Annotated in this window: 14 protein-coding genes; 10 read left to right on the forward strand and 4 right to left on the reverse strand. The window is 72.5% G+C overall.

Going from position 1 to position 21173, the window contains the following annotated elements; translation table 11 throughout:
• Positions 1 to 183 precede the first annotated feature (183 nt).
• A complete protein-coding gene (locus tag WMF29_RS32540) occupies positions 184 to 1830 on the forward strand; it encodes a protein kinase domain-containing protein (protein ID WP_437324010.1) in 1647 nt (548 codons plus the stop codon).
• Entirely contained in the window at positions 1808 to 2848 is a 1041-nt protein-coding gene (locus WMF29_RS32545) for a hypothetical protein (RefSeq protein WP_437324011.1), read from the forward strand. Before WMF29_RS32540 ends, WMF29_RS32545 begins: the two co-directional genes overlap by 23 nt.
• A gap of 129 nt (positions 2849 to 2977) precedes the next feature.
• On the opposite strand, the gene WMF29_RS32550 is transcribed toward WMF29_RS32545, so the two are convergent.
• On the reverse strand, positions 2978 to 4444 hold the full coding sequence (locus WMF29_RS32550; protein ID WP_437324012.1) for an OmpA family protein: 1467 nt from the start codon (positions 4442 to 4444) through the stop codon (positions 2978 to 2980).
• Between the two features lie 20 nt (positions 4445 to 4464).
• Positions 4465 to 5733, reverse strand: a complete 1269-nt coding sequence (locus tag WMF29_RS32555; RefSeq protein WP_437324013.1) for a hypothetical protein — start codon at positions 5731 to 5733, stop codon at positions 4465 to 4467.
• Positions 5734 to 6242: 509 nt separating this feature from the next.
• Here WMF29_RS32555 and WMF29_RS32560 point away from each other — a divergent pair.
• Positions 6243 to 8744, forward strand: coding sequence for a M1 family aminopeptidase (locus WMF29_RS32560; protein ID WP_437324014.1), 2502 nt, complete (start codon positions 6243 to 6245; stop codon positions 8742 to 8744).
• Positions 8745 to 8844: 100 nt separating this feature from the next.
• Positions 8845 to 9459, forward strand: a complete 615-nt coding sequence (locus tag WMF29_RS32565) for a hypothetical protein (protein ID WP_437324015.1) — start codon at positions 8845 to 8847, stop codon at positions 9457 to 9459.
• Positions 9460 to 9783: 324 nt separating this feature from the next.
• On the opposite strand, the gene WMF29_RS32570 is transcribed toward WMF29_RS32565, so the two are convergent.
• Entirely contained in the window at positions 9784 to 10446 is a 663-nt protein-coding gene (locus WMF29_RS32570) for a hypothetical protein (RefSeq protein ID WP_437324016.1), read from the reverse strand.
• Positions 10447 to 10575: 129 nt separating this feature from the next.
• On the opposite strand from WMF29_RS32570, the gene WMF29_RS32575 reads away from it, so the two are divergent.
• The 3 genes from WMF29_RS32575 (at position 10576) to WMF29_RS32585 (ending at position 13880) form a co-directional block, all read left to right on the forward strand.
• Positions 10576 to 11736, forward strand: coding sequence for a hypothetical protein (locus tag WMF29_RS32575; protein ID WP_437324017.1), 1161 nt, complete (start codon positions 10576 to 10578; stop codon positions 11734 to 11736).
• 136 nt (positions 11737 to 11872) lie between these two features.
• Positions 11873 to 13015 carry a hypothetical protein gene (locus tag WMF29_RS32580; RefSeq protein WP_437324018.1) on the forward strand — a complete coding sequence of 381 codons (1143 nt, stop codon included), beginning with the start codon at positions 11873 to 11875 and terminating at the stop codon, positions 13013 to 13015.
• Positions 13016 to 13412: 397 nt separating this feature from the next.
• Entirely contained in the window at positions 13413 to 13880 is a 468-nt protein-coding gene (locus tag WMF29_RS32585; protein WP_437324019.1) for a hypothetical protein, read from the forward strand.
• Positions 13881 to 14189: 309 nt separating this feature from the next.
• Here the strand turns inward: WMF29_RS32585 and gndA are convergent, their stop codons facing one another.
• Positions 14190 to 15722, reverse strand: a complete 1533-nt coding sequence (gene gndA / locus WMF29_RS32590) for an NADP-dependent phosphogluconate dehydrogenase (RefSeq protein ID WP_437324020.1) — start codon at positions 15720 to 15722, stop codon at positions 14190 to 14192.
• Between the two features lie 218 nt (positions 15723 to 15940).
• On the opposite strand from gndA, the gene WMF29_RS32595 reads away from it, so the two are divergent.
• The 3 genes from WMF29_RS32595 (at position 15941) to WMF29_RS32605 (ending at position 21018) form a co-directional block, all read left to right on the forward strand.
• On the forward strand, positions 15941 to 17998 hold the full coding sequence (locus WMF29_RS32595; protein ID WP_437324021.1) for a hypothetical protein: 2058 nt from the start codon (positions 15941 to 15943) through the stop codon (positions 17996 to 17998).
• 366 nt (positions 17999 to 18364) lie between these two features.
• Positions 18365 to 19834: a serine/threonine protein kinase gene (locus tag WMF29_RS32600; RefSeq protein ID WP_437324022.1), complete on the forward strand. Its 1470-nt coding sequence runs from the start codon at positions 18365 to 18367 to the stop codon at positions 19832 to 19834.
• 101 nt (positions 19835 to 19935) lie between these two features.
• A complete protein-coding gene (locus tag WMF29_RS32605) occupies positions 19936 to 21018 on the forward strand; it encodes a hypothetical protein (RefSeq protein ID WP_437324023.1) in 1083 nt (360 codons plus the stop codon).
• Positions 21019 to 21173 lie beyond the last annotated feature (155 nt).

Genomic DNA, 21173 nt, shown 5'->3' on the forward strand with positions numbered 1-21173 from the left:
CGCGGGGCCGGAGGTGCTCTAGCCTGCGGCCGTGAAGAGGCCTCCCCTTCCAGCCGCCTCCCGCAGGGACGACGCGCTCGCCGCCGGCGTGCCCCGGCAGCCGGACCGCCGGGCGGCCCTCGACCGGTCGGACGTCTCGCGCGCGCGGCCTTCGCCGCGCGCCCATGGCCCGGGCCTCGCGCCATGATCGGTCGAACCCTCGACGACCGCTACACGATGATCCGGCTGCTCGGCCAGGGCGGGATGGGGGCCGTCTACGAGGCCCGGCACGCGGGCACCGGCCGCCGCGTCGCGGTGAAGGTCATCCTCGGCCAGGCCGCGGACGACGAGCTCGTCCGGCGCTTCCAGCGCGAGGCGCGCGCGGTCGGCGCCGTCGAGTCGGAGCACATCGCGCAGGTGTTCGACACCGGGCGCGACCGCGAGACCGGCGCGCCGTACATCGCGATGGAGTTCCTCGAGGGCGAGGACGTGCAGGCCCTCATCGAGCGGCTCGGCCCGCTCCCGGTCGATCTCGCGCTCCGCATCGGGCTGCAGGCGTCCCTCGGCCTCGAGCGCGCGCACGAGGCCGGCATCGTCCACCGCGACATCAAGCCGGCGAACCTGTTCCTCGCGAGGAAGCAGGGCGGCCAGCGCGTGATCAAGGTGCTCGACTTCGGCGTCGCCAAGGTGACGGACAACAGCCTCGGCAACGGCGGGATGACGAAGAGCGGCGCGCTCCTCGGCTCTCCCCTCTACATGTCGCCCGAGCAGGCGCGCGGCAGCGGCGCCATCGACGCGCGCTCGGACGTCTGGTCGCTCGGCATCAGCCTGTACCACGCCCTCTCGGGACATCGGCCCAACGAGCACCTGACCGGCCTCGGAGAGCTCGTCCTGGCCATCTGCACGACCCCGGTGCGCTGGATCCAGGAGATCGCGCCCTGGGTGCCGCCGGAGGTCGCCCACGTGGTGCACCGGGCGCTGGTCATCGATCCGGCGGGCCGCACCGGGAGCGCGGGCGAGCTCGCGGCGGCGCTGCGCGCGTTCCTGCCGGGCGGCGAGGCGATCGTCGAGGCGATGCTCGTGCCGCTCGACGCCGCCACGCGCGCCTCGCGCGCGTCGTTCGGCGCCATCTCGGCCCCCCCGCACGGGTCGAGCGCGCCGTTCGGCGCTGCGCTGACCCCACCGCGCACGTCGAGCCCGTCGTTCGGCGCCGCCTTGACCCCGCCCCACGCGTCGAACCCGGCGTTCGGCGCCGCCTTGACGCCGCCGCGCGCGTCGGCCGCCCCATTCGACGCCGCCTTGACCCCGCCGCGCGCGTCGGCCGCGCCATTCGACGCGGCGGGGCGCCCGCCGGGCGGGCAATCCGGACCTTATGCGCTGTCGGCCACGGCGCCCGCCACGAGCGTGCGGCTGTCGAACCGCCCCGAGCGTCCGGCGTCGCGCCCGCCCGTCGCCCTGATCGCCGGCGGCGTGCTGGCCGCTGCGCTCGCGGGCGGGGCGGGCGTCTACCTCGCGGTGCGCAGCGCGCCGCCGGCCACGCCCGCGCCCTCGGCCGAACCGGCGCCGCCTGCGCGCACCGAGGCCGAGCCGCCGCCCCCGTCCGCCGGCGTCGAGGCCAGGCCGACGCCGACGCCGTCCGCCAGCGCCGAGCCGCCGCCCGCCGACACGCCCGAGGATCCGCGGGCAGCGGCCTCGTCGACGCCCGCGGCGCTGCCCTCTGCTGCGGCGACCGCGCGCGCCGCCGCGTCGGCGAGCGTCGTCGCTCGCCCGCCCGCGCCGAGGCCGTCCGCGGCCAGGCCGCCGCCCACCAGGCCCCCGAGGAATGACGATGACGAGACATCGAGGAAATAGCCGCGTCGCGTGGTGTGTCGCCGCGCTCCTGTCGCTCTCCGCGGGCGTCGCGCGCGCGGAGCCGTCGGCGGACCAGGCGGCCGCGGCGGAGGCGCTCTTCCGCGAGGGTCGCGATCTCGTCGCGCAGGGCAAGCTCGCCGAGGCGTGCCCCAAGTTCGCGGCGAGCCAGCGGCTGGACCCGGGCTACGGCACCCAGTGGAACCTGGCGGACTGCCTCGAGCGGCTCGGCCGCTCCGCGAGCGCCTGGGCGGCGTTCCGCGAGGCGGCTGACATGGCGAGCCGGGCGGGCCAGGCGGACCGCGAGGCGAAGGCGACCCGGCGCGCGGCCGATCTGGAGAAGAAGCTCGAGCGCCTCGTCATCACGGTGACCACGCCGGCGGACGGGCTCGTCGTGAGGCGCAACGGCGCGGTCCTCGACGCCGGCGCGTGGGGCGCGCCGCTCCCTGTCGATCCGGGCAAGCACCGCGTCGAGGCGACCGCGCCCGGCAAGAAGCCGTTCTCGGTCGAGGCGCAGACCGCCGGCCCCGGTCAGGTCGTCACCGTGGAGGTCCCGCCCCTCGAGGACGACCCCGCGGCGACCGCAGCGGCCCCGCCGCCGCCCGGCGAAGCGCCCGGGCCGCCCGCTGCGCCGCTCCGGCCGGGCGCGGGCGGCGACGGAGATGGCGGCGCGGGCACCCGCCGCACCCTCTCCTTCGTGGCAGGCGGCGTCGGCGTCGCCGGCGTCGTGACCGGCTCGATCTTCGGGCTCCTCGCCAGCTCGCGGTGGAACCGGGCCCAGGACGAGCACTGCCGGACCGAGACGCTCTGCGACGCCCGCGGCGTGGCGCTGGTCGAAGACGCCAAGAGCGCCGCGAAGCTGTCCACCGCCGGCTTCATCGTCGGCGGGGTCGGGCTCGCGGCCGGCGTCGCGCTGTTCGTGACGTCGCTCGGCGACACGGAGCCCGCGGCGGCGCGGATCGTGGTCGCGCCTGCCGTCGGCACGACCGGCGGCGGGCTGGCGATCCACGGCCGCTTCTGACGCCCGGCCGCTTCTGACGCCTGGCCGCTGCGGCTGCCGCCACGGCGCGCCGCGGCGGCGGCCGGCCCCGCTGCAGGCCAGCCGCCGTGCCCGGGAGAGCGCGACGCGCCGCTCCCGGGCGAGCGCGCCTCACTCGTCGATCACGAACTCCACGCGGCGGTTCTTCGCCAGGCTCGCCGGATCGGTGCCCTCGGCCACCGGCCTGTCCGACCCGAAGCCCTCGGCCGTGAGCCGGCCCGGGCTGACGCCCTTCTGGATCAGGTACTTCCGGACCGCCTCGGCCCGCTGCTCGCTCAGCTCCTGGTTCAGCTCGGGCGTGCCGGTCTCGTCGGTGTGCCCCTCCACCCGCAACCGCTCGATCTCGGGGTTCGCCTTCATGACGAGCGCCACCTGATCGAGCGTCCTGTACGACTCCGGCTCGAGCTCGGCCGAACCGGTCCGGAAGCGGATGGTGTCGCGTATCACGAACTCACCCTGCTCGTACGCGACGCGCGGCTCGCCCTTGTCGGGGCAGCCGTCGTCGTCCTCGACGCCGTTGATCGTCTCCTTCTCGTCCGGGCACTCGTCGTCCGCGTTCGGCACGCCGTCGTGATCGTCGTCGGCGTCCTCCTCGGGGCAGCCGTCGCTGTCGTAATCGCCGTCGCGATCCTCCGCGACGTCGGGGCACTGGTCGCGCTCGTCGTCGACGCCGTCGTGGTCCCTGTCGTGCGAGGTCGGCGTGTACTTCACGCCCGCGAACACGCGGAAGATCGGCACGCCGTAGCCGGCCAGCGCGCCGATCCCCGGGCCCGCGGTGATCTCCCACTCCTCGCTCGGGTTGATCTTCACGTAGCCGAGCGCCTCGAGCGGCGTCTCCTCCTCGTTCAGGTCGTCCGCGGCGATGCCGATGCCGCCGTTCGCCTCGGCGCCGATCTCGACCTTCCCGTCGATGCCGCCGAAGCGGTAGCCGAGCGCCGCGGCGTACGTCAGCTCGCTCGCCGCCTCGACGTTCGCGTACGTCGTCCCCTCGCGGATCGCGACGCCCGCGTTGACGCCGAACCGGAGGCCGGGCGCGAACCGGTGGTCGAGCACGATGCGCGGCCAGAACACGACGTTGCGCGCGCCGCCCGCGAAATCGCCGGTGTGCGTCGGGACGCGCAGCTCGGCCACGAGGCCGAGGCCGATGGAGTCGCGGTCGTCGAGCAGGCGCAGCTTCGGCACGAGCCGGATGTCGCCGAGGCCCGCGAACGACGGAGAGCCCTCGCCCGACTGCGCGAGGAAGAACGGGACGTCGAGGCCGATCGCGAACGGCTCGGCGATCGTGACCGACGCCATGAGATCGGCGCCCAGACGGCCGCTCACGATCTGGCTCCGCACCTCGCCGTCGCCCGTCGCGACGATCAGCGGGTTGCGCGCGTAGTTCAGGAACAGCCCGAACGCCCATGGATCGCCGGGCTCGCGGACGCCGGAGCCCTCCGTGACGACGAAGGCGTCGTGGGTGACGGCCGGCTTGAAGCGCTCGACGTCGATGTCCGTGCTCTGCGCCGACGCGGGCGTCGCGGCGGCGAGGACCGCGCAGGCAGCGCAGGCGGTGGCGGCGAGGATCGGTGCGCGCATGGATCTCCTCTTCATCGGCTTCATCGGCCGGCTCCGGGCCCGCGGCGCGGGCGCCTCCGCAACCGGAGCGCGAGCCCGCCGGCGGCGAGCAGCGACAGGGCTCCCCCTCCGTACGGCGCGGGCCCCGCCGCGCAGGCGCAGGCGCCGCCCTGGACCGCATCACCCGGCAGGAGATCCGGTTCGCCCGGACCGCCCGCGCCGCTCGACGCCGCGCCGTCGACGCAGCGCCCGGTCGGCGCGCAGCGCAGGTCCCCGCCGCACTCGGACGAGGCCGGCGAGCACGGGCCGCACTGCCCGCCGACGCACACGAGATCGCCGCACGCGGCGTTCGACGTGCAGGTGTCCCCGGGCGTTGGGACGCACCGGTGGTCCGGGGAGCAGTCCTCGTCCGCGTCGCAGTCGACATCGTCGACGCACGACACCGGCAGGATGCAGTCGCCGTCCACGCAGATGCCCCCGCCGGCGCAGTCCGCGTCGCGCGTGCAGCCGGAGGGCGGGACGATCACGTCGGGCACGCGGTCGCCGTCCGCATCGCCGGCCACGCACGGGGCGGAGATGCCGATGTCGAGATCGCCCGGCCCGAGCGCCGCCGCGTCGTTCACCGACCGGAAGTACAGGTTCGCCTCGCACGACACGCCGACGCCCAGGAGGAGATCGAGCGCGATGGATGCCTGCGCGTACCCCCGCGTCGCGTCGTTGATCAGCAGGGGGTCGACGTCCGTCCCTGCCTCGGTCGCGATCTGCGCGTCCGTCACGTCGACGGGTTCGTACTGCCCCGACGCCCCCGAGAAGGACCAGACCCCCGCGCGCGTGCCGTCGCCCTTCACGCCCAGCACGATCTCGTAGCCGCCCGGCGACTCGTCGTTCGTGAACCGTTCATCGATCCCCGCCGTCGCAGCCGTGCCGCCGGTCTGTCGGTTCCTGTCGGTGTCGATGAACACGAAGAGCGTCGCCTCCCTGCCGATCGAGGCCGTCTCCGACACATACCCGCGCACCCAGAACCGCCCATCGGCGGCGACCGCGTACGCGGAGCGAAAGTCGATCGATCGCTCCGGCGTGTCGAAGGTCGCCTCGCCGTCGCCCGCGACGTCCTCCTTGCCGTAAGGCCACCGGGGCTCCCCGGTCCTGTCGATCGCGACGATCTCGTCGAGCACCGGCGTCGTCCGCCCGCCCGTCCACGTCTGAGCGGACGAGCTCCTCGGAACGAGCGCGACGCCGAGCGCCGCGCCTACGGCCAGCGGCGCGACCCACGAGCGCCCCCGCGCGCACCCATCTCTGTGTTGTGCCATGGCGGGGAGCATCCTCGCACAGGTCGCTGCGACCCTTACAAATGAAAGGCGATTCGCGCCCAGAGTGCGCAAGGGTGCGCGCCTGCAATACCATGCATCCATACAATCGTCCTACCCACGCGCACGGGATAAGCCCTCACCGTCGATGCGCTGTCGATGCGCTCACCCTCCTTGCCGATTGAGCCGCTGATCATCGCTCCTCCCCGCGTACACAAGCGAAGCGCGGAGAGCACGGTAGAGGGCGATCGCGCGCGCCGGAGGCGCGGTCTCCGCGCGCAGCGGCCCGGAGCGCCGAGCAACCGTGACGCGGGCGACCGAGCGCCCCTTCTTTTCATCACCGAGCGGTTCGCCGCGGCCTCAGCCGTGCGCAGCTGGCTTGGCCACGCGCCTGTGTTCTGTAACTGTCCCGCGGTCAGTTACGCGTCGCTGCGCCGCCGTGGGCTCGGGGGGTCCGAGCGCTGGCGCCTGGCCTCGCGAGGTGAATCCCTCTTCCGATCGAAGGAACCGCGATGCATTGCACACTCCAGAAACACCGCCCCGGAGCGCTCCGGGTGGCTTGCCTGCTGCTTGGGTCGCTCGCCGCCGCGTGCTCGGGCGAGGGTCCGGCGCCGCTCGAGGGGAGCGCGTTCGACGTCGAGCGTTACGACCTCCGGGGCGAGTTCGACTGGGAGCGGAGCCGCCTCGTGGCGACGCTTGGCCTCACGCTGTCGCTCACCGGAGACGGCCCGAGGACGGTCGTCCTCGACAGCGCCGTCACCGAGGTGAAGGAGGTCCGGCGCAAGGGCGGCGGGGCGCTGCCGCACGCGCTCGATCCGCAGCGTCAGGCGCTCGCGATCGATCTCTCGAGCGAGCCCGAGGCGATGAGCGGCGCGCCCATCGCGCTCGAGATCGACTACGAGGCGCTCTCCGACGACGCCCTCCGCGCGGTGCCGGCGCGGATGGGCGATCCGGTCGGCGTGCGCGCCGTCTACACGGTGTCGGAGCCGCTCGGCGCGTCGCGGTGGATGCCGTGCCACAACGCGCCCTCGGACCGGGCCATCTTCTCGATCGCCATGCGCGTCGACGGCGGCGAGGCGATGATCGCCAACGGCGATCTCGTCGGCGACGAAGACCTCGGGGCGTCGGGCCACCTCGTCCGGTACGAGACCGCCTACCCGCTGCCGACTTACCTCATGGCGTTCGCGATCAGCGACTTCGAGGTGGAGCGCGGGACGAAGGGCGATCTCCCCATCGCGGTCTGGCACCGCCGCGGGCTGCCGGGCGATCACGGCGGGATGGTGGACGAGCTCTCGCGCGCCATCGGCCGCTACGAGGAGCTGCTCGTGCCGTACCCCTTCGAGAAGTACGCGCTCGTGCTCCTGCCGGACTTCTCCGTGGGTGGGGTCGAGCACGCGAGCATCACCTTCCAGCGCGAGGAGCGGAGCACGCAGCCCGCGCTCTCCTCGGATCTCCTGCTCACGACGCACGAGCTCGCGCACCAGTGGTTCGGCGACCTCGTCACGGTGGAGACCTGGGACGACCTCTGGATCAAGGAGGGCATGGCGACGCTGCTCGAGCAGGAGGCCGTCCGCGTCTACACGGACGAGAGCGGCGCGGGGACGCTGAACGGCGACGAGCTCGGCCCCCGGGACGGCGACGCCGTCCGCGATCCGTCGCTCGCGCCGGGCGAGAAGTACACGAGCGGCCCCTACGGCCGCGCCGCCTGGCTGCTCACCCAGATCCGCAGCCTCGCCGGCGAGGAGGCGTTCTGGTCGGCGCTCCGCGGGGTGCTCGGGGAGCGCCGGTTCGGGACCATCGGCACGGACGATTTCCTCGACGCCTTCGCGCCGGCGCTCGGCCCGGAGGCGGCTGCGCGCGCGCGGCGCGCGGTCGTCGCCAAGGCGCTCCCGTGGCTCACGGTCGACCCCGCGCCCTCCGGCGGGGCGTTCGTGACGGTGCACGATCCGGAGGGCGCGCTCGTCGCCCCCCTGGAGCTCGCGTGGGTGGCCGGCGACGGCCCGACCCGCGTGCAGACGCTCACGCCCGGCGAGCGCGTCGAGGTCGCGCCCGCGCGCCCGGGCGAGCTCCTCGTCGTCGATCCGCAGGACCGCCACCCCGAGTGGGCCTTCCTGAGCACCGAGCACGATCTCGAGGCCTACGCCGCGACGCTCGCCCCGCGCCGCGTCCCCGCGGGCCCCGAGGGCGTCTCGTGCTTCCTCGACGTGGGCGGCGCGCACCAGCTCGCCGCGCTCCAGGACGGCTTGCCGAAGGGGCTCGCGCCCGAGGCGTTCGAGGCGTTCGTCGAGGGCCTCGACGGCGAGGCGGCCCGGGCGGTCTCGCTCGCCGCGGCGTGCGACGCCGCGTGCGCGGCGGGCCTCGACGCCGACGTCCGCGGCGCGTGGTCGAGCGTGCTCACCGGCATCTTCGCTGGAGCGCCGTACAGCTACGGCCTCGACTACGTCGCGAGCTACGCGTCGTGCAGCGCGGTCGTGTCCCCCGAAGAGCTGTTCGCCGAGGACTGGTCCGCGCTCGAGACCGGGCTCGCCTCGGGCGGCGTCTCCGACGCGCGGCTCCAGTACCTGTCCAAGTTCAAGCTGCCGCCCGAGGCGGCGCTCCGCACGTGGGGCAGGGTCGCGCAGATGGCGAGCTCGGTGCGCGCGCGCGTGCTCGCGATCCGGCACCTCGCGACGTACCTGGACGGGCTCGACCCGGCTGCCCTCTCGGTCTTTCGTGCCTTCTTCGCCGGCGTGCTCGGCGCGACCGATGTCTCCGACGTCCTCGCCGCGGATCTCCGCGCCGTGGTGGCCTCCGCCGCGCCCGCGGCGGCCGGCAACCAGGGCGCGCTGGACGGCCTCGCTCGGGTGCTCCGCTCGCCCGCGGCCCGCTCGGCCCACCCCGCCGCCGTCTGCGCGGCGTTCGCGTTGAAGGGCGGTGACGAGCAGGCTTTCCGCCGCTTCGCCGCGGGGCTCGAGGGCGCCGACTTGACGGACACCGCCGCCGAGCTGCTGCGCTCTCCCGCCGATTGCCGCTGACGCTCGCTCGCCGCGACATCGCATCTCCTCCCGCCGGCCTCGCTCCATGGCGAGGCCGGCCCTCTGCGCGGCGACCGAACGCTGCTATGCTCCGCTGCCCATGTCGGAGCTCATCCAACTTCTTCGCCAGAACGCCCCGATAGCTCGCATCGCCGAGCACCTCGACGGCCTGACGCACGAGGAGCGCCGCAGCGCCCTGTCGACCACGACGCGCGCGGATCAGCGGGCGCTCTATGCCGCCGCGAGCCACGCCCCCCCACTCACACTCGACTTCTTCGTCCCGGACGGCACACCGCGCCGCGTGGCCGTTCATCATGAAGGCAGGAACAGCCTTCCTCTCCCGTCCACATTCCGCTCCTTCGAGAAGCGTTTTGCCTTGCCCGAGGACGGCAGCGCTCGGCTCTTCGGTTACAACGAGGGACTCACGCGCCCCTGGATTGGCCCGGGCTTCTTCGTCGCGGTCCCGACGGCCGGCAATCCTGCGTGGCAGGAGCGTGGCGCCATCGTGATCGACTACTTCCAGGTCCCTGACGGCCCCGTACCTGACGGTTGGCCCCGGGTCGTCCCCAACAGCAAAGGACTCCAGTTCTTCGTCTACAACGGAACCCGCGATTTCATGCGTCGGGTCTCGAAGGACGTGTCCATCGGCGCCGCGTTCAAGGGTGAGCGTCCGCTCGACCATTACTTCACGCTCTGCCGGTCGCCGTCCGCCTAGCCGATCCCTGTCGGATCGTATTCCCTCGTCCCCCATCGACACGGCGATAGGCCCCATCCCCTCATGGGCGCTAACCACGCTCGTTCGGTCACGTTCACGGCTCGAATCCGGCCCCCCTCCGCCGGTCACCAACGTTTACGTGGTCGTGAACGTGAACGTGAACGTTTACGTGGTCGTGGTCGTGGTCGTGGTCGTGGTCGTCAACGGTAGGTCGTGAACGACCACGACCACGACCACGTAAACGACCACGACCACGTAAACGACCACGTAAACGTTCGGATGTAGGAGAACGCGGCGCGAAGCTTCGTGAACGCCTATGCCCCCCTAGTTCGGCGGGGTCCCCCCGCCCAACCGCGCCAGCATCCCCTTTCGCAGGAGCCCCACCTTGTTCCGCATCGCGGTCACCTGTTGCCGCATCCCATCCGCCTGCTCGGCGAGGTCGACGATCCCCGCGGCCGTCGCCGCCTGGGCCAGCGCGCGCGCCTCGTCGGCGAGGCGCCCCATTCGCCCTTCCACCTCGTCCATCGCTGCCACCACCTCGTGGATCTGCTCCGGCGTCGTCGCCTCCCGCTGGCGCGCCGCGGTCTCCTGCACCAGCTGGTTGATGCTCCGCCCTTCCTCCCCGAGCGCCGCGAAGCGCTGGAACAGCTCCCCGAGCTGCTCCGCCCGCCGCTTGATCTCCTCGCCGCGCGCCGCGAGCGCCGTGGCGGTCGCCTCATGGCGATCCCGCGCCGCTGCGATCGCCGCGATGAGCGACCCGAGCGCCATGCTCACGCGCTGCTGCGCCTCGGCGGCCTCGGTCGTCGACTTCGCCGCGCGCTCGATCCCCTTGCGTGTATCGAGGGAAAGCCGCCGCGCCGACTCCGCGAGCTCCTCGAAGCGGGCGAGCTCGCGCTCGAGCGCGCACGCCGCTTCTGCGAGCTCGCCCCCGCCCTTGCCGGGCTCGTCCTTCCCACCCCCGCGGCCGTTCTTCTCGCGCTTGTTCACATCGCACTCTCCCTGCGCTGCCTGTCCCACCTCCCGGGAGGCCCCGCCGTTTCGCCCGCAGGCGATGTCCGGACCGGTATACTGTATCAAAACGGCGGCTCGTACGTCGAACGCACCTCGGAGGAACGGATGCGAAGCGCGTGGCTCGTCCTCGTCGGAGTTCATGCCCTGCTGGCCTGCGGGGCGGCGCCGCAGAGAGAGCCCGCCGCCGACGCCGACCCCACGCACGTCGGGGTCGCCGCCCCGCGCGCCGTCCCGGAGGGCTCGACCCGTGAAGCGCGCGCCGCCCTGCGCTCGCCCGAGGAGAAGGAGCGCGCCGCCCTGCGCCCGTCCAGGAGCACGCGCGCCCGCGACGCCGCGCCCGAGACCCCCAAGCCGCGCGCCCCGATCCCGCTGTCCAACAAGGCGAGCACGCCTGCCCGCTCCGCCGGGAACGCCCCTCCGCCCGCCCGCTCGCCCGTGAAAGAGCGCGCCCAGATCCCGCTCCCCGGGAAAGGCAGCGCCGCGCGCTCGATCGAGGCCGATTGCAAGGCGCTCGGCCCGGAGGTCCAGAAAGCCTCGAGGATGATCGAGGTGCTCCGGCAATCCGACCTGAACACGCCGCCCGACGTGCTCGGGAGGATCGCGGATCGGCTCGATCTCTGGGCCCGCGCGGCCGCGGTCCACACCTCCGATCCGGAGCTCGACCAGGGCGCCAGGGACATCCGGGAGAGCTACGCCCGGACCGGCGCCGCGACCCGCAAGCTCCAGGCGTCGCTCGGCACACACGACCGCAAGAAGGCTGGTGTCGCCCGCGCCGGCCTGGAGAGGGAGCTCGACCAGGATGCCAAGGTCGTGAGGGGCATCGCCGCCCGTTGCAAGAGCAACCCCTATGAGCCGAGCAAGGGCAAAGCCCACATCCCGCCTCACATCGTGCGGAGCGTCGTCCAGGAGCGCTTCGGCGAGATGCGCGCTTGCTTTGAAAAGGGCCTTCGCCAGAACCCCAAGCTCCAAGGGCGCCTGCCCGTGCACCTCGTCGTCGACGGCGAAGGGAAGGTCACCTACGCGGGTGACGCCGACCGCCCGCCTGAGGACGCGCCGCTCCTCATCGCGCTGCCCTCGCCCGGCGCGACGCCGCCGTCGTCTCCCGCTCCCCCGCTGCGCGATGCCAAGGTCGTCGGCTGCGTGCTCGACGTCTTCCGCGGCCTCCGATTCCCCTCCGCCGCAGACCGCAAGAGCGTTGCGACGGTGGTCTATCCCGTCGTCTTCGGTGTGGACGACAACCGCTCTCCAGCGACCTCCTCCAGGTGACGCACAGCGCAATCGCGGCAGCGGGGCGCTGGCCCCTTGCCGTCCGAGCGAGGCCGACGCCAAGCACGCTCAGCCTCACTTGCACCACTTGCAAAGTTATTTCCTTCTCAGGGGCCTAGGGGTAAGCATTCCGCCGATGAAGCTCTCGCTCACCGAGCTCCAGGACATCCGCCGCACGCTCGCGGCGCGCATCGTCTTCGGCCTCTCCACGCCCGGCACCGAGATCGCCGCGCTCCCTGCCTACCTCGCGCCGCCGCCGGGAGGGATGATGGGCCGCGCCGTGGTGGTCGACGCTGGGGGCACGAACCTGCGCGCCGCCATCGTGGAGCTCTTGCCGGGCGGCGAGTCGCGCATCGTCGCCGGGCCCGTGCCTGCGAAGTTCCCGGGCGGGCCGGAGATCGCGGGCGACGCCTTCTTCGATGTGCAGGCGGAGCTGGTCGAGCGCCTCGGCGCCGTGCATGGCTTGCCGGTGGGGTACTGCTTCTCGTATCCGTCGGAGACGCTGCCGTCGCTCGACGCGCGGCTGCTCCGCTGGACCAAGGGCGTCCAGATCGCTGGGGTCGAGGGCACCAGCGTGGGCGAGCGGCTCGGCCGGGCGCTCAGCGCGCGGAGGCTCCGGCCCGGTCCGGTCCGGGTGCTGAACGACACGGTGGCGAGCCTGCTCGGGGGTGCCTTCGCGCACGGCGGGTCGCAGCCCGCGGCGTTCATCGGGCTCATCGTGGGGACGGGGACCAACATGGCCACGTTCCTCCCGGCCGGCCGGATCCCGAAGCTCAAGACGGGTCACTTCGTCGCGCCGATGGCGGTCAACCTCGAGAACGGAAACTTCAATCCTCCGCACCTCCAGCCGTTCGACGCGGAGCTCGACGCGACCTCGGAGAACCCCGGAGCGCAGCGGTTCGAGAAGGCGGTGTCCGGGGCCTACCTGCCCCGGCTCTTCGGGCGGCTGTTCCCCGAACATGCCCCGCTGACGAGCGCCGCGGATCTCGTGCGGCTCCGCGATGAGGGCGCCGAGGAGACGCGGCAGGTGGCCGGCGACCTGCTCCAGCGCTCGGCCGACCTCGTGGCGGCGGGGCTCGCGGCCGTCACCGACGTGCTCGATAGCCCTCCTGGGGTCGGCGTCCTCGCGGAGGGCAGCCTCTTCTGGGGCGATCCCCGCTATGCGCCGCGGGTGCAAGAGACGCTGCGCGCCCTCGTCGGCTCGCGGGTCGAGCCCCGGGTCGCCCGTCTCGAGCACGTCAACCTCATCGGGTCGGCCTGCGCCGCGCTGTTCGCCTGATCGGCCGCGCGCCGCTGCCCCTCGCCGCTCGCTGCGCGGCGCGGGAGGCGCCGGACCTCTCGGCGCGCAGGCTGCGCGGCCAGGCGGGAGCACAGGGATGCCCGGAAATCTTCGCCCGATCCGGCCTTCGCAGGACCGGTCCAGCGCGGCAACGCCCGCGCCCGCCTGGCTGCGCGACGTCCCCGTGGGCGGTTCAGGGCGGCAGGATCACACATTTCTGGCCGAATCCGTTTTTTGCGACCACCATGACGCAGCGTTGACCCCCTGGGAGGAGTTCGGCCGGTGATGTGTGAAACAACAGCGCGCTTCGCCTCGACCGGACCGGTCGGGCGGGTGGGGCGCTTCCGGTCGTCGCGGGCGGGCCCCGGTAGCCGGAATGGCTATTGTCTTTAGAGAGATGCTCCCGTCGAACCGCAGACTCGCGTTCCGCAGGCAGCCGCACCTGCTCGATGACACCGGGAGCGTCGGCGTGTGGATCACGCAGCCGGCGGGCATGGTCGTGCAGCTCCTGCGGGAGACGGTGGCGACCGGTGAGGCGGCGCGGTTCATCTCGGTCGACGCGTACCAGAAGCTCGTGGGCGTCATGCGCCCGGGGGAGCGGGCGTTCTTCATCTACGATATGGCGCTCATGGTGCGGTACGAGAGCGAGGCGCGCGTGATACTGACCCAGTGGGGGCTCAACGTGCGCGACAAGATCGAGCACATCGTCGTCCGCCCGCCCCCGGAGATGAACAAGCTCGGGCGCATGGGGATCCAGACGATCGCGGCGGCGATGAGCCTGGCGGGGGTGCAGCTCGACATCGTCGACGACCTGGAGCCGTTCCTGCGCGAGCAGAACCTGCGGCCGCGGATCAGCCTCACCTGAGGGGGGCCTCGCCGGAAGCCCGGCCCGAGGAGACGCTAACGAAGCTTCGCGCCGCGTTCTCCTACATCCGAACGTTTACGTAGTCGTGGTCGTGGTCGTGGTCGTGGTCGTGGTCGTGGTCGTGGTCGTGGTCGTGGTCGTGGTCGTCAACGGTAGGCCGTGAACGACCACGACCACGACCACGACCACGACCACGTAAACGTTTACGTTTACGTTTACGTTTACGTCTACGTTTACGTTACGTAGTGGCCGATGGTGGGGTGGAGGAAGACGGACTTCGTACCCTGAGGACGGGAATCGCGCGGGGCGTCAGTGCCCGCCGCCGGTGCCCTTGATGTCCAGCTGAGGACGGGAGGGGTGCGGCCAGTCGAGGTGGAAGAACTTGCCGCGCGGCTGATCCGTGCGCTCGTAGGTGTGCGCGCCGAAGTAGTCTCGCTGAGCCTGCAGGAGATTTGCAGGCAGGTGGGCCGCGCGATACCCGTCGTAATACGACAGGGCCGACATGAACGCGGGCGCCCAGACGCCGTTCTGCGCGGCGATCGACACCACCTTGCGCCAGTTCGCCTGACCCTGCTTGATCTGATCGTTGAAGTACGGATCGAGCAGCAGGTTCGTCAGGCCAGGGTTGCGCGTGTACGCCTCCGTGATCTTCTGGAGGAACCGGGCGCGGATGATGCAGCCGCCGCGCCAGATGCTCGCGATCGTGCCGAAATCAAGCTTCCACTTGTACTCGGCCTGCGCCGCCGCCATGAGCTGGAAGCCCTGCGCGTAGGCGCAGATCTTCGAGCAATACAGCGCGTCGCGGATCGCCGTGATCGTCCCCTGGCGGTCCGCGACCGGGGTCGGGGTCGGGCCAGAGAGGTGCTTCGAGGCCTCGACGCGCTCGTCCTTCAGCGCAGAGAGGCAACGGGCGAACACCGCCTCCGCAATGGCGTTCGCAGGGATGCCCATGTCGAGCGCGTTGCTGCTCGTCCACTTGCCCGTGCCCTTCTGCCCCGCCGTGTCGAGGACGAAATCGACAAACGGCTTGTCCTTCTGGACAGGGTCCTTCTGCTGGAGGATGTCGGCGGTGATCTGGATGAGGTACGAGTCGAGATCTCCGCTGTTCCACTCGGAGAAGACTCGAGACATCTCGTCCTTCGACAACCCGAGCAGCCCGTCGAGGAGCGTGTACGCCTCGCAGATGAGCTGCATGTCGATGTACTCGATGCCGTTGTGGACCATCTTCACGTAATGGCCCGCGCCGTTCGGCCCGATGTACGCCGTGCAGGGGACCCCGCCCTCCACCGGCTTGCCGGGGGACGCGCCCTCGATCGGCTTGCCGGTCGCCGGATCGACCTTGGCGGCGATCGCGCGCCAGATCGGCTCCAGGTGCTGCCAGGACGCGGGATCGCCGCCGGGCATCAGCGAGGGGCCGAAGCGCGCCCCCACCTCGCCGCCGGAGACGCCCGAGCCGAAGAACTTGCACTGCTTCGCGTACTCCTGCTCCCGGCGGATGGTGTCGGTCCAGAGCGAGTTGCCCAGATCGACGACGATATCGTCCGGCTCGACGCCCGCCTCGATGAGCTGCTTGACCACCATGTCCACCGGCGGACCGGCCTTGACCAGGATCACCGCCTTGCGCGGCTTCTTCAGCGCGCGGACGAAGTCCTTCAGCGTCTCGCAGTAGACCAGGCCGCCGGGCGTGCTCGGGTTCCTCGCGACGAAGTCCTTCGCGACCTGCACCGTGCGGTTGTACACGGCCACCTTGAACCCGTGGTCGGCCATGTTGAGCGCGACGTTCTCGCCCATGACGGCCAGCCCGATCATGCCGATGTCGCAGCTGGATGTGGCATCATTCATCCCGGTTCTTCTCCTTCACACGTGGCTCTTTCGCCGCCAGCGACCGCCGTGCTGCGCGGCCAGGACGACGGGTCAGCAAGCCGCGAGCCGCGAATCGCAGGCCGCAGGCCCGCGCGCCGTCGATCTCGCTGGGTCGGCTGGGAGCCACGGGCGCGCATTCTGAGCAGGCCGGCGGCGCGGCGTCCAGTGCGCTCGCGCGTCATGGTACGCTCTCGCCGATGCGACCGGGCCCGGCGCTCGCACGCCTCCTGCTCCTCGCCTCAGCAGCCTCGGCCTGCGGGCCCGCCGCGTACAACGTCCGCGCCGCCCGCGCCTTCGCGAACGAGGACGCCCGCCGCGCCATCATCGACGATCGCGCCGCCGATCTGGAGCGAGCGGCCTGGCTTGCCGACGAGGTCCTCTCGAGCACCCCGTACTCCCCGGGAGACGCGTGGATCGCGGCGCTCCGGCTCGACGACGACGAGGGCGAGCGGCTCCGCGCGCGCCTCGAGAAGACGCCCCCCTACGACGGAGAGCACGAGGTCCCCCTCGCCAAGCTCTACCGCGCGAAGCTCGACGAGGCGCTCGCGCGCGCGGCGGCGCGCGGTGAGCGAGGCGCGCCGCCCGCGTTCGCGCGCCTCTTCGACGCGCTCGCGGCGCTCGCGGCGCCGGCGCGCGAGGCGGGGGCCGCCAGCGCCGCGAGCCGCCTGCCGGCCGCATGGCAGGCGCTCGCGGAGCACGCGCGGGCGCTCGCCGCCGAGGAGCGGGACGTCGAGCGGCTCTCGGCCGGGAGGCCCCTCGGCGCCCCCGACACGCCCGAGATCGCCGCCGCGAAGGCGAGGGCCGCCGCGCGGCGGCGGGCGCTCGCCGGAGCGCACCGGGACGTCGCCGGCGCCGCGATCGCGCTCCGCGCGGCGAGCGCAGGGCAGGAGCCCGCCCGGACGATCGCGCGCGACGCGCTCCATGTGCTGTCGTTCCTCCTGCGCATGCACATCGAGGCGCTCGCGGTGGCGCCGTACGTCGTGAAGCAGGCCCGGCGGGTGGCGCGGGACGAGCCCGGTACCAGGGCCGCCGTGGCGCGCGCAGAGGCGATCTCCAGGGTGCTCGAGGAGCAGCGCGCGGCGCTCTCCGCCTGCGCCGAGGCGCTCTCCGCGCCGGCGCGGACGCCGCTCGAGGACACGGCGGGCTTCGAGGCGCAGGAGGGCTTGCTCGAGCAGGGCCGGGCGATCAGCCTCGACGCCGTCCACCTGAAGCTGAAGGGCGACGTCGAGCTCCTATTCTTCCACCAGCTCGCGAGCGCGGGCTCCTCCGGCGGCGTCAACGATTACCGGGGCAGGACGCGGCGGCTCGCCTACGACGTCGATCCGGTGTTCATGGTGGGCGGCCGGGCGCTGCTCACGTACGACTTCGATCACGTGCGCGACGCCGCGCGCCTCAACGCCGGCTTCAAGACCGACCGGCTGTTCTCGTCGGGCGGCGACATCCGGTACGACGGCTCGCTCGGCAGGCTGCTCGGGCTGAACGGCCTCGCGAGCGACGTCTTCGACATCGGCGCCGACCTCGCAGGCGTCAGCACGAGCCTCAAGATCGCGCGGTTCACCGCCGGGAACGTGACCGAGCTCGCCGTCGATCCGGCGACCGACCGCGACGCCGGCGCCGTCGCCAGCGCGCCCTTCCAGCTCCTGCTCCGCCAGATCGACGTCGGCTTCGACGTGACGAAGCTCTTCCCGGAGGCCGCGGACGACCTCTACCTCGAGGAGCTGCTCGTGGGCTTCAGGTACATGGACTACAAGCTCCCCCGCATCTTCTACGCGCTCCGCGAGCGGGACCCGGGCGAGGGCGACGTCTACGTCTTCGAGCGGCAAAGCCCCGCCCAGAGCGCGACGTCGCGGTTCTACCAGGGCGGCTTCAGCGTGCGGATGGGCAACGGCGAGTGGCCGCGGCTCGCGCCGTTCGGCGATCTCGGCCTCTACGGCGGCGCCGGCCCGGTGCGCTACGCCTTCTCCGCGGATCCCGCGGTCCCCGGCGTCGGGCCCGAGGTCGACGAGGCGACGATGATCGCGTTCTCCGGCAACGTGTCGGTGGGGCTCCGGCTCCGCTTGACTTCGTACCTCAGCCGGCTCCGCCTGCTCACCGAGCTGTCCTACAACGTGGAGGCGATCGGCCAGGGTATCATATCGAGTATCCGCGCGACCAGGCGCGGAGACGAGACGATCTACACGATCGGTCGCAAGCTCGATATCGGCGGGTTCGACGTGTTCCACGGGCCCCGGCTGCTCGCGGTCCTCGTGCTCTGACCGCTGACAGTGCCTCTGACGATGTCTGACGATGTCGATGTGTCTGTCGTGAAAAACGGTCGGAACGGACGGGACGGACGGGCGCCACACCACCGCTGCAGAGACGCCTAACCCACGGAATCACTGGATCTTCTCGCGCCGACGAGACGAGCGACGACCGTCGAGGCTCCGCGCGGGCGGCGCGAGCGGCGCCGGTCAGCGCAGGGCGCTTACCTGTTGCCTGGTGCGCGCAGATCCAACGAACGCGCCCTACATTGGGAATGCCCATGTGGGGAGTCTCACGCTCCGCAAGTTTGTAAGGTCTGCAAGTTAACGAGTGCGGTCGTCCGACCAAGTGGTGTAACCTCGTTCGACGCGGGTGAGACTATGTCGCTGAACTTCAACGAGGGGATGCTGTTCGCTGGTAGGTACCGCGTCGTGCGCAGCATCGCGACGGGTGCGATGGGGGCGGTCTACGAGGTCGTCCACATCGAGACGGATCGCCGGCGGGCGCTCAAGGTCATGCACCCGCACCTCGCCGAGAACCCCGAGTTCCACGCGCGGTTCAAGCTCGAGGCGCGCATCGCCGCGCGCATAGCGACCGAGCACATCGTCGAGGTGTTCGACGCCGGGATCGACCTGGACACCGGCATGCCGTTCCTCGTGATGGAGCTGCTCCGCGGCGAGGAGCTCAGCAAGCGCATCCGCCGCGGCGGGCGTCTGCCACCTGAGAACGCCATCGCCTACCTGCGCCAGACCGCGCATGCCCTGGACAAGACGCACGCGGCCGGCGTGGTCCACCGCGATCTGAAGCCCGCGAACCTCTTCCTCGCGGCGAGCGACGACGACGACGAGATCCGGATCAAGGTGCTTGACTTCGGCATCGCGAAGCTGGTCGCCGAGACCGCGGTCGAAGGGGCGAACACCGCCGCCCTCGGGACGCCGCTCTACATGGCGCCCGAGCAGTTCAGCGGCGAGACGATCACGCGGGCCGTGGACCTCTTCGCGCTCGGCATGATCGCGTACACGGCCCTCGTCGGCAAGGCCTACTGGCTGAACGACATGCGCGAGTACAGCAACTCGCTGGCGTTCGCGGTGATCGCGATGCACGGCCCGCAGGAGCCCCCGTCCGTGCGCGCGGAGAAGGAGGGGGTGAAGCTGCCCCCGGGCTTCGACGCGTGGTTCGCGAAGGCGACGGCGCGCGAGCCCGGGGCGCGCTTCCCGACCGCTTTGTCCACGGTGGAGGCGCTCGCCGAGGTCTTCGACATCGCCCCCATGACGGTCAGGTCGTCGCGCCTGCTCGGGCTGGAGACGCCGATCCCGCGGATGAGCCAGCTGCACCAGGGGCCCGCGTCGTCGATGCCGGTGGCCGCCCAGTCGTCCACGGGCGTCGAGACAAGGGTCGGCACCGGAAGCGGCGCGGCCGCAGCGCCGCGGAGCCGATCCGCGATTGCCATCGCGGCCATCGCCCTGGTCGGCGGCAGCGCCATCGCGCTCGCCGCGTTCAGCAAGGGCGGGTCCCCGGCCCCCGGCAACGCCGAGCACGCGCAAGCGGCGCAGGCGGCGGCCGTCGCGCCCCCCTCCACGCCGCCCGAGGCCGCGCCGGGCGCCGCTCACCCCGACGTGGCCGGCACGCCCAGGTCGACCGACCTCGCGGCGTCTGCGAGCCCCGCCGCCGCGCCGCCCGCGAACAGCAGCCTGGGGATCGCTCCCGAGGTGTTGGCGAGCGCGAAGGCATCGCCGGCGCCGCGCACCCCGGCGCCGCCGCCCGGCGCCTGGCGCAAGATCGCGCCGACCGCCTCCCCCGCCCCCGCGGCGAAGCCCCGGGAGCGGGAGTCGCTCTACGGGGCAGACTGAGCGTCGCGCCGACCCACAACGCGCTGATTTTTTGCCTGGGGCGGTCCCAAAGGAGGTATCTCATGTTACCTCCGATGCGAACCTTCTGGCCCGGCGCCGTCTTGAGCGGATTACTGAGCATTGCTATCGCCGCGCCGGCGAGCGCGCAGCCCGACGCCGTGGCCGTGGCCGAGTCGCTCTTCAACCGGGGCCTCGCGGACATGCTAGCCGGCAAGTTCCAGACGGGCTGCCCTGCCCTCACCGAGAGCTATCGGCTCGATCCTCGCCCAGGGCGGCTGTTCACGCTCGCCGAGTGCGAGGCCAAGTGGGGCCGCACCGCGACAGCGGTCTCGCGCTACAACGACTTCCTCGCGCTCTACTCCCGCATGTCGGAGTCCGAGCAGGTCAAGCAGTACGATCGCTACAAGATCGTGCTCGAGCAGCGCGACGCGCTCGTGCCGCTCGTGCCGCAGCTCACGCTGTCGCTGCCGGCCGACGCGCCCGCGGGGACGCAGGTGCAGCGCGACGGCATCACGCTGGAGGGGCCTTCGCTCGGGATCGCGCTCCCCGTCAACCCGGGCGAGCACGTCGTGACGACGAGGGCGCCGGGCGGGCCCACGCACGAGGTGCGGTTCACGATCGAGAAGTCGGAGCAGAAGACGATCGAGCTCGAGGTGAAGCTCCCCGAGACGCCGCCGCCCGCGACGCCGACGGATCAGCCGCCTCAGCAGTCCGCCTCGCCGCCGTCGCAGCGCGACGAGGGCGCGTCGCGGACGCCGCCGGCGCCGTCCGGGACCAGCGGCCGGCGCGTGCTGGCCTACGTGACGGGCGGGCTCGCCCTGGGCGGGCTGATCGCCGGAGGGGTGACGGGGTGGCTGGCGCTCGACGAGAGCCGCCGCGCGGATGAGGACTGCGACGACGTCGGCTCCGGCAGGGCGGTATGCAAGACCGCCGAAGGGAAGGCCGCTGGACAGCGCGCGAAGGACCTGGGGCTGGTGAGCACGATCGGCTTCGGCGCCGGGGCGGCGCTGGCCGGCACGGCGCTCGTGCTCTTCCTGACGGAGCCCTCCTCGTCCAGCTCGCAGGCCAGCGCAACCACCGGCGCGCACGCCGGCGCCGCGCCCCGCCCGCAAGCAGGCGCAGTGAGCTGGTCGCTGCTCGCGGGACCGACCGGCGGCGGCGTCGTGGTGCGCAGCCAGTGGTGAACCGGCCCGCGCCGATCGCCGCCTTGGCGCGCGCACGGTAGCGCGGCCCACGCGCACGCACGGCAGCGCGGCGCGCGCACGGTAGCGCGGCCCACGCGCATGCACGGCAGCGCGGCCCACGCGCATGCACGGCAGCGCGGCACGCGCTCACGCCG

This window comes from Sorangium sp. So ce381 (assembly GCF_051473845.1).
Taxonomy (GTDB): Bacteria; Myxococcota_A; Polyangia; order Polyangiales; family Polyangiaceae; genus Sorangium; species Sorangium atrum.

What these genes read in the sequence shown, in the direction of transcription:
- WMF29_RS32540 (WP_437324010.1), top strand. Translation starts at nt 184, where the DNA reads ATGATCGGTCGAACCCTCGACGACCGCTACACGATGATCCGGCTGCTC.
- WMF29_RS32545 (WP_437324011.1), top strand. Translation starts at nt 1,808, where the DNA reads ATGACGAGACATCGAGGAAATAGCCGCGTCGCGTGGTGTGTCGCCGCG.
- WMF29_RS32550 (WP_437324012.1), bottom strand. Translation starts at nt 4,444, where the DNA reads ATGCGCGCACCGATCCTCGCCGCCACCGCCTGCGCTGCCTGCGCGGTC.
- WMF29_RS32555 (WP_437324013.1), bottom strand. Translation starts at nt 5,733, where the DNA reads ATGGCACAACACAGAGATGGGTGCGCGCGGGGGCGCTCGTGGGTCGCG.
- WMF29_RS32560 (WP_437324014.1), top strand. Translation starts at nt 6,243, where the DNA reads ATGCATTGCACACTCCAGAAACACCGCCCCGGAGCGCTCCGGGTGGCT.
- WMF29_RS32565 (WP_437324015.1), top strand. Translation starts at nt 8,845, where the DNA reads ATGTCGGAGCTCATCCAACTTCTTCGCCAGAACGCCCCGATAGCTCGC.
- WMF29_RS32575 (WP_437324017.1), top strand. Translation starts at nt 10,576, where the DNA reads ATGCGAAGCGCGTGGCTCGTCCTCGTCGGAGTTCATGCCCTGCTGGCC.
- WMF29_RS32580 (WP_437324018.1), top strand. Translation starts at nt 11,873, where the DNA reads ATGAAGCTCTCGCTCACCGAGCTCCAGGACATCCGCCGCACGCTCGCG.
- WMF29_RS32585 (WP_437324019.1), top strand. Translation starts at nt 13,413, where the DNA reads ATGCTCCCGTCGAACCGCAGACTCGCGTTCCGCAGGCAGCCGCACCTG.
- gndA (WP_437324020.1), bottom strand. Translation starts at nt 15,722, where the DNA reads ATGAATGATGCCACATCCAGCTGCGACATCGGCATGATCGGGCTGGCC.
- WMF29_RS32595 (WP_437324021.1), top strand. Translation starts at nt 15,941, where the DNA reads ATGCGACCGGGCCCGGCGCTCGCACGCCTCCTGCTCCTCGCCTCAGCA.
- WMF29_RS32600 (WP_437324022.1), top strand. Translation starts at nt 18,365, where the DNA reads ATGTCGCTGAACTTCAACGAGGGGATGCTGTTCGCTGGTAGGTACCGC.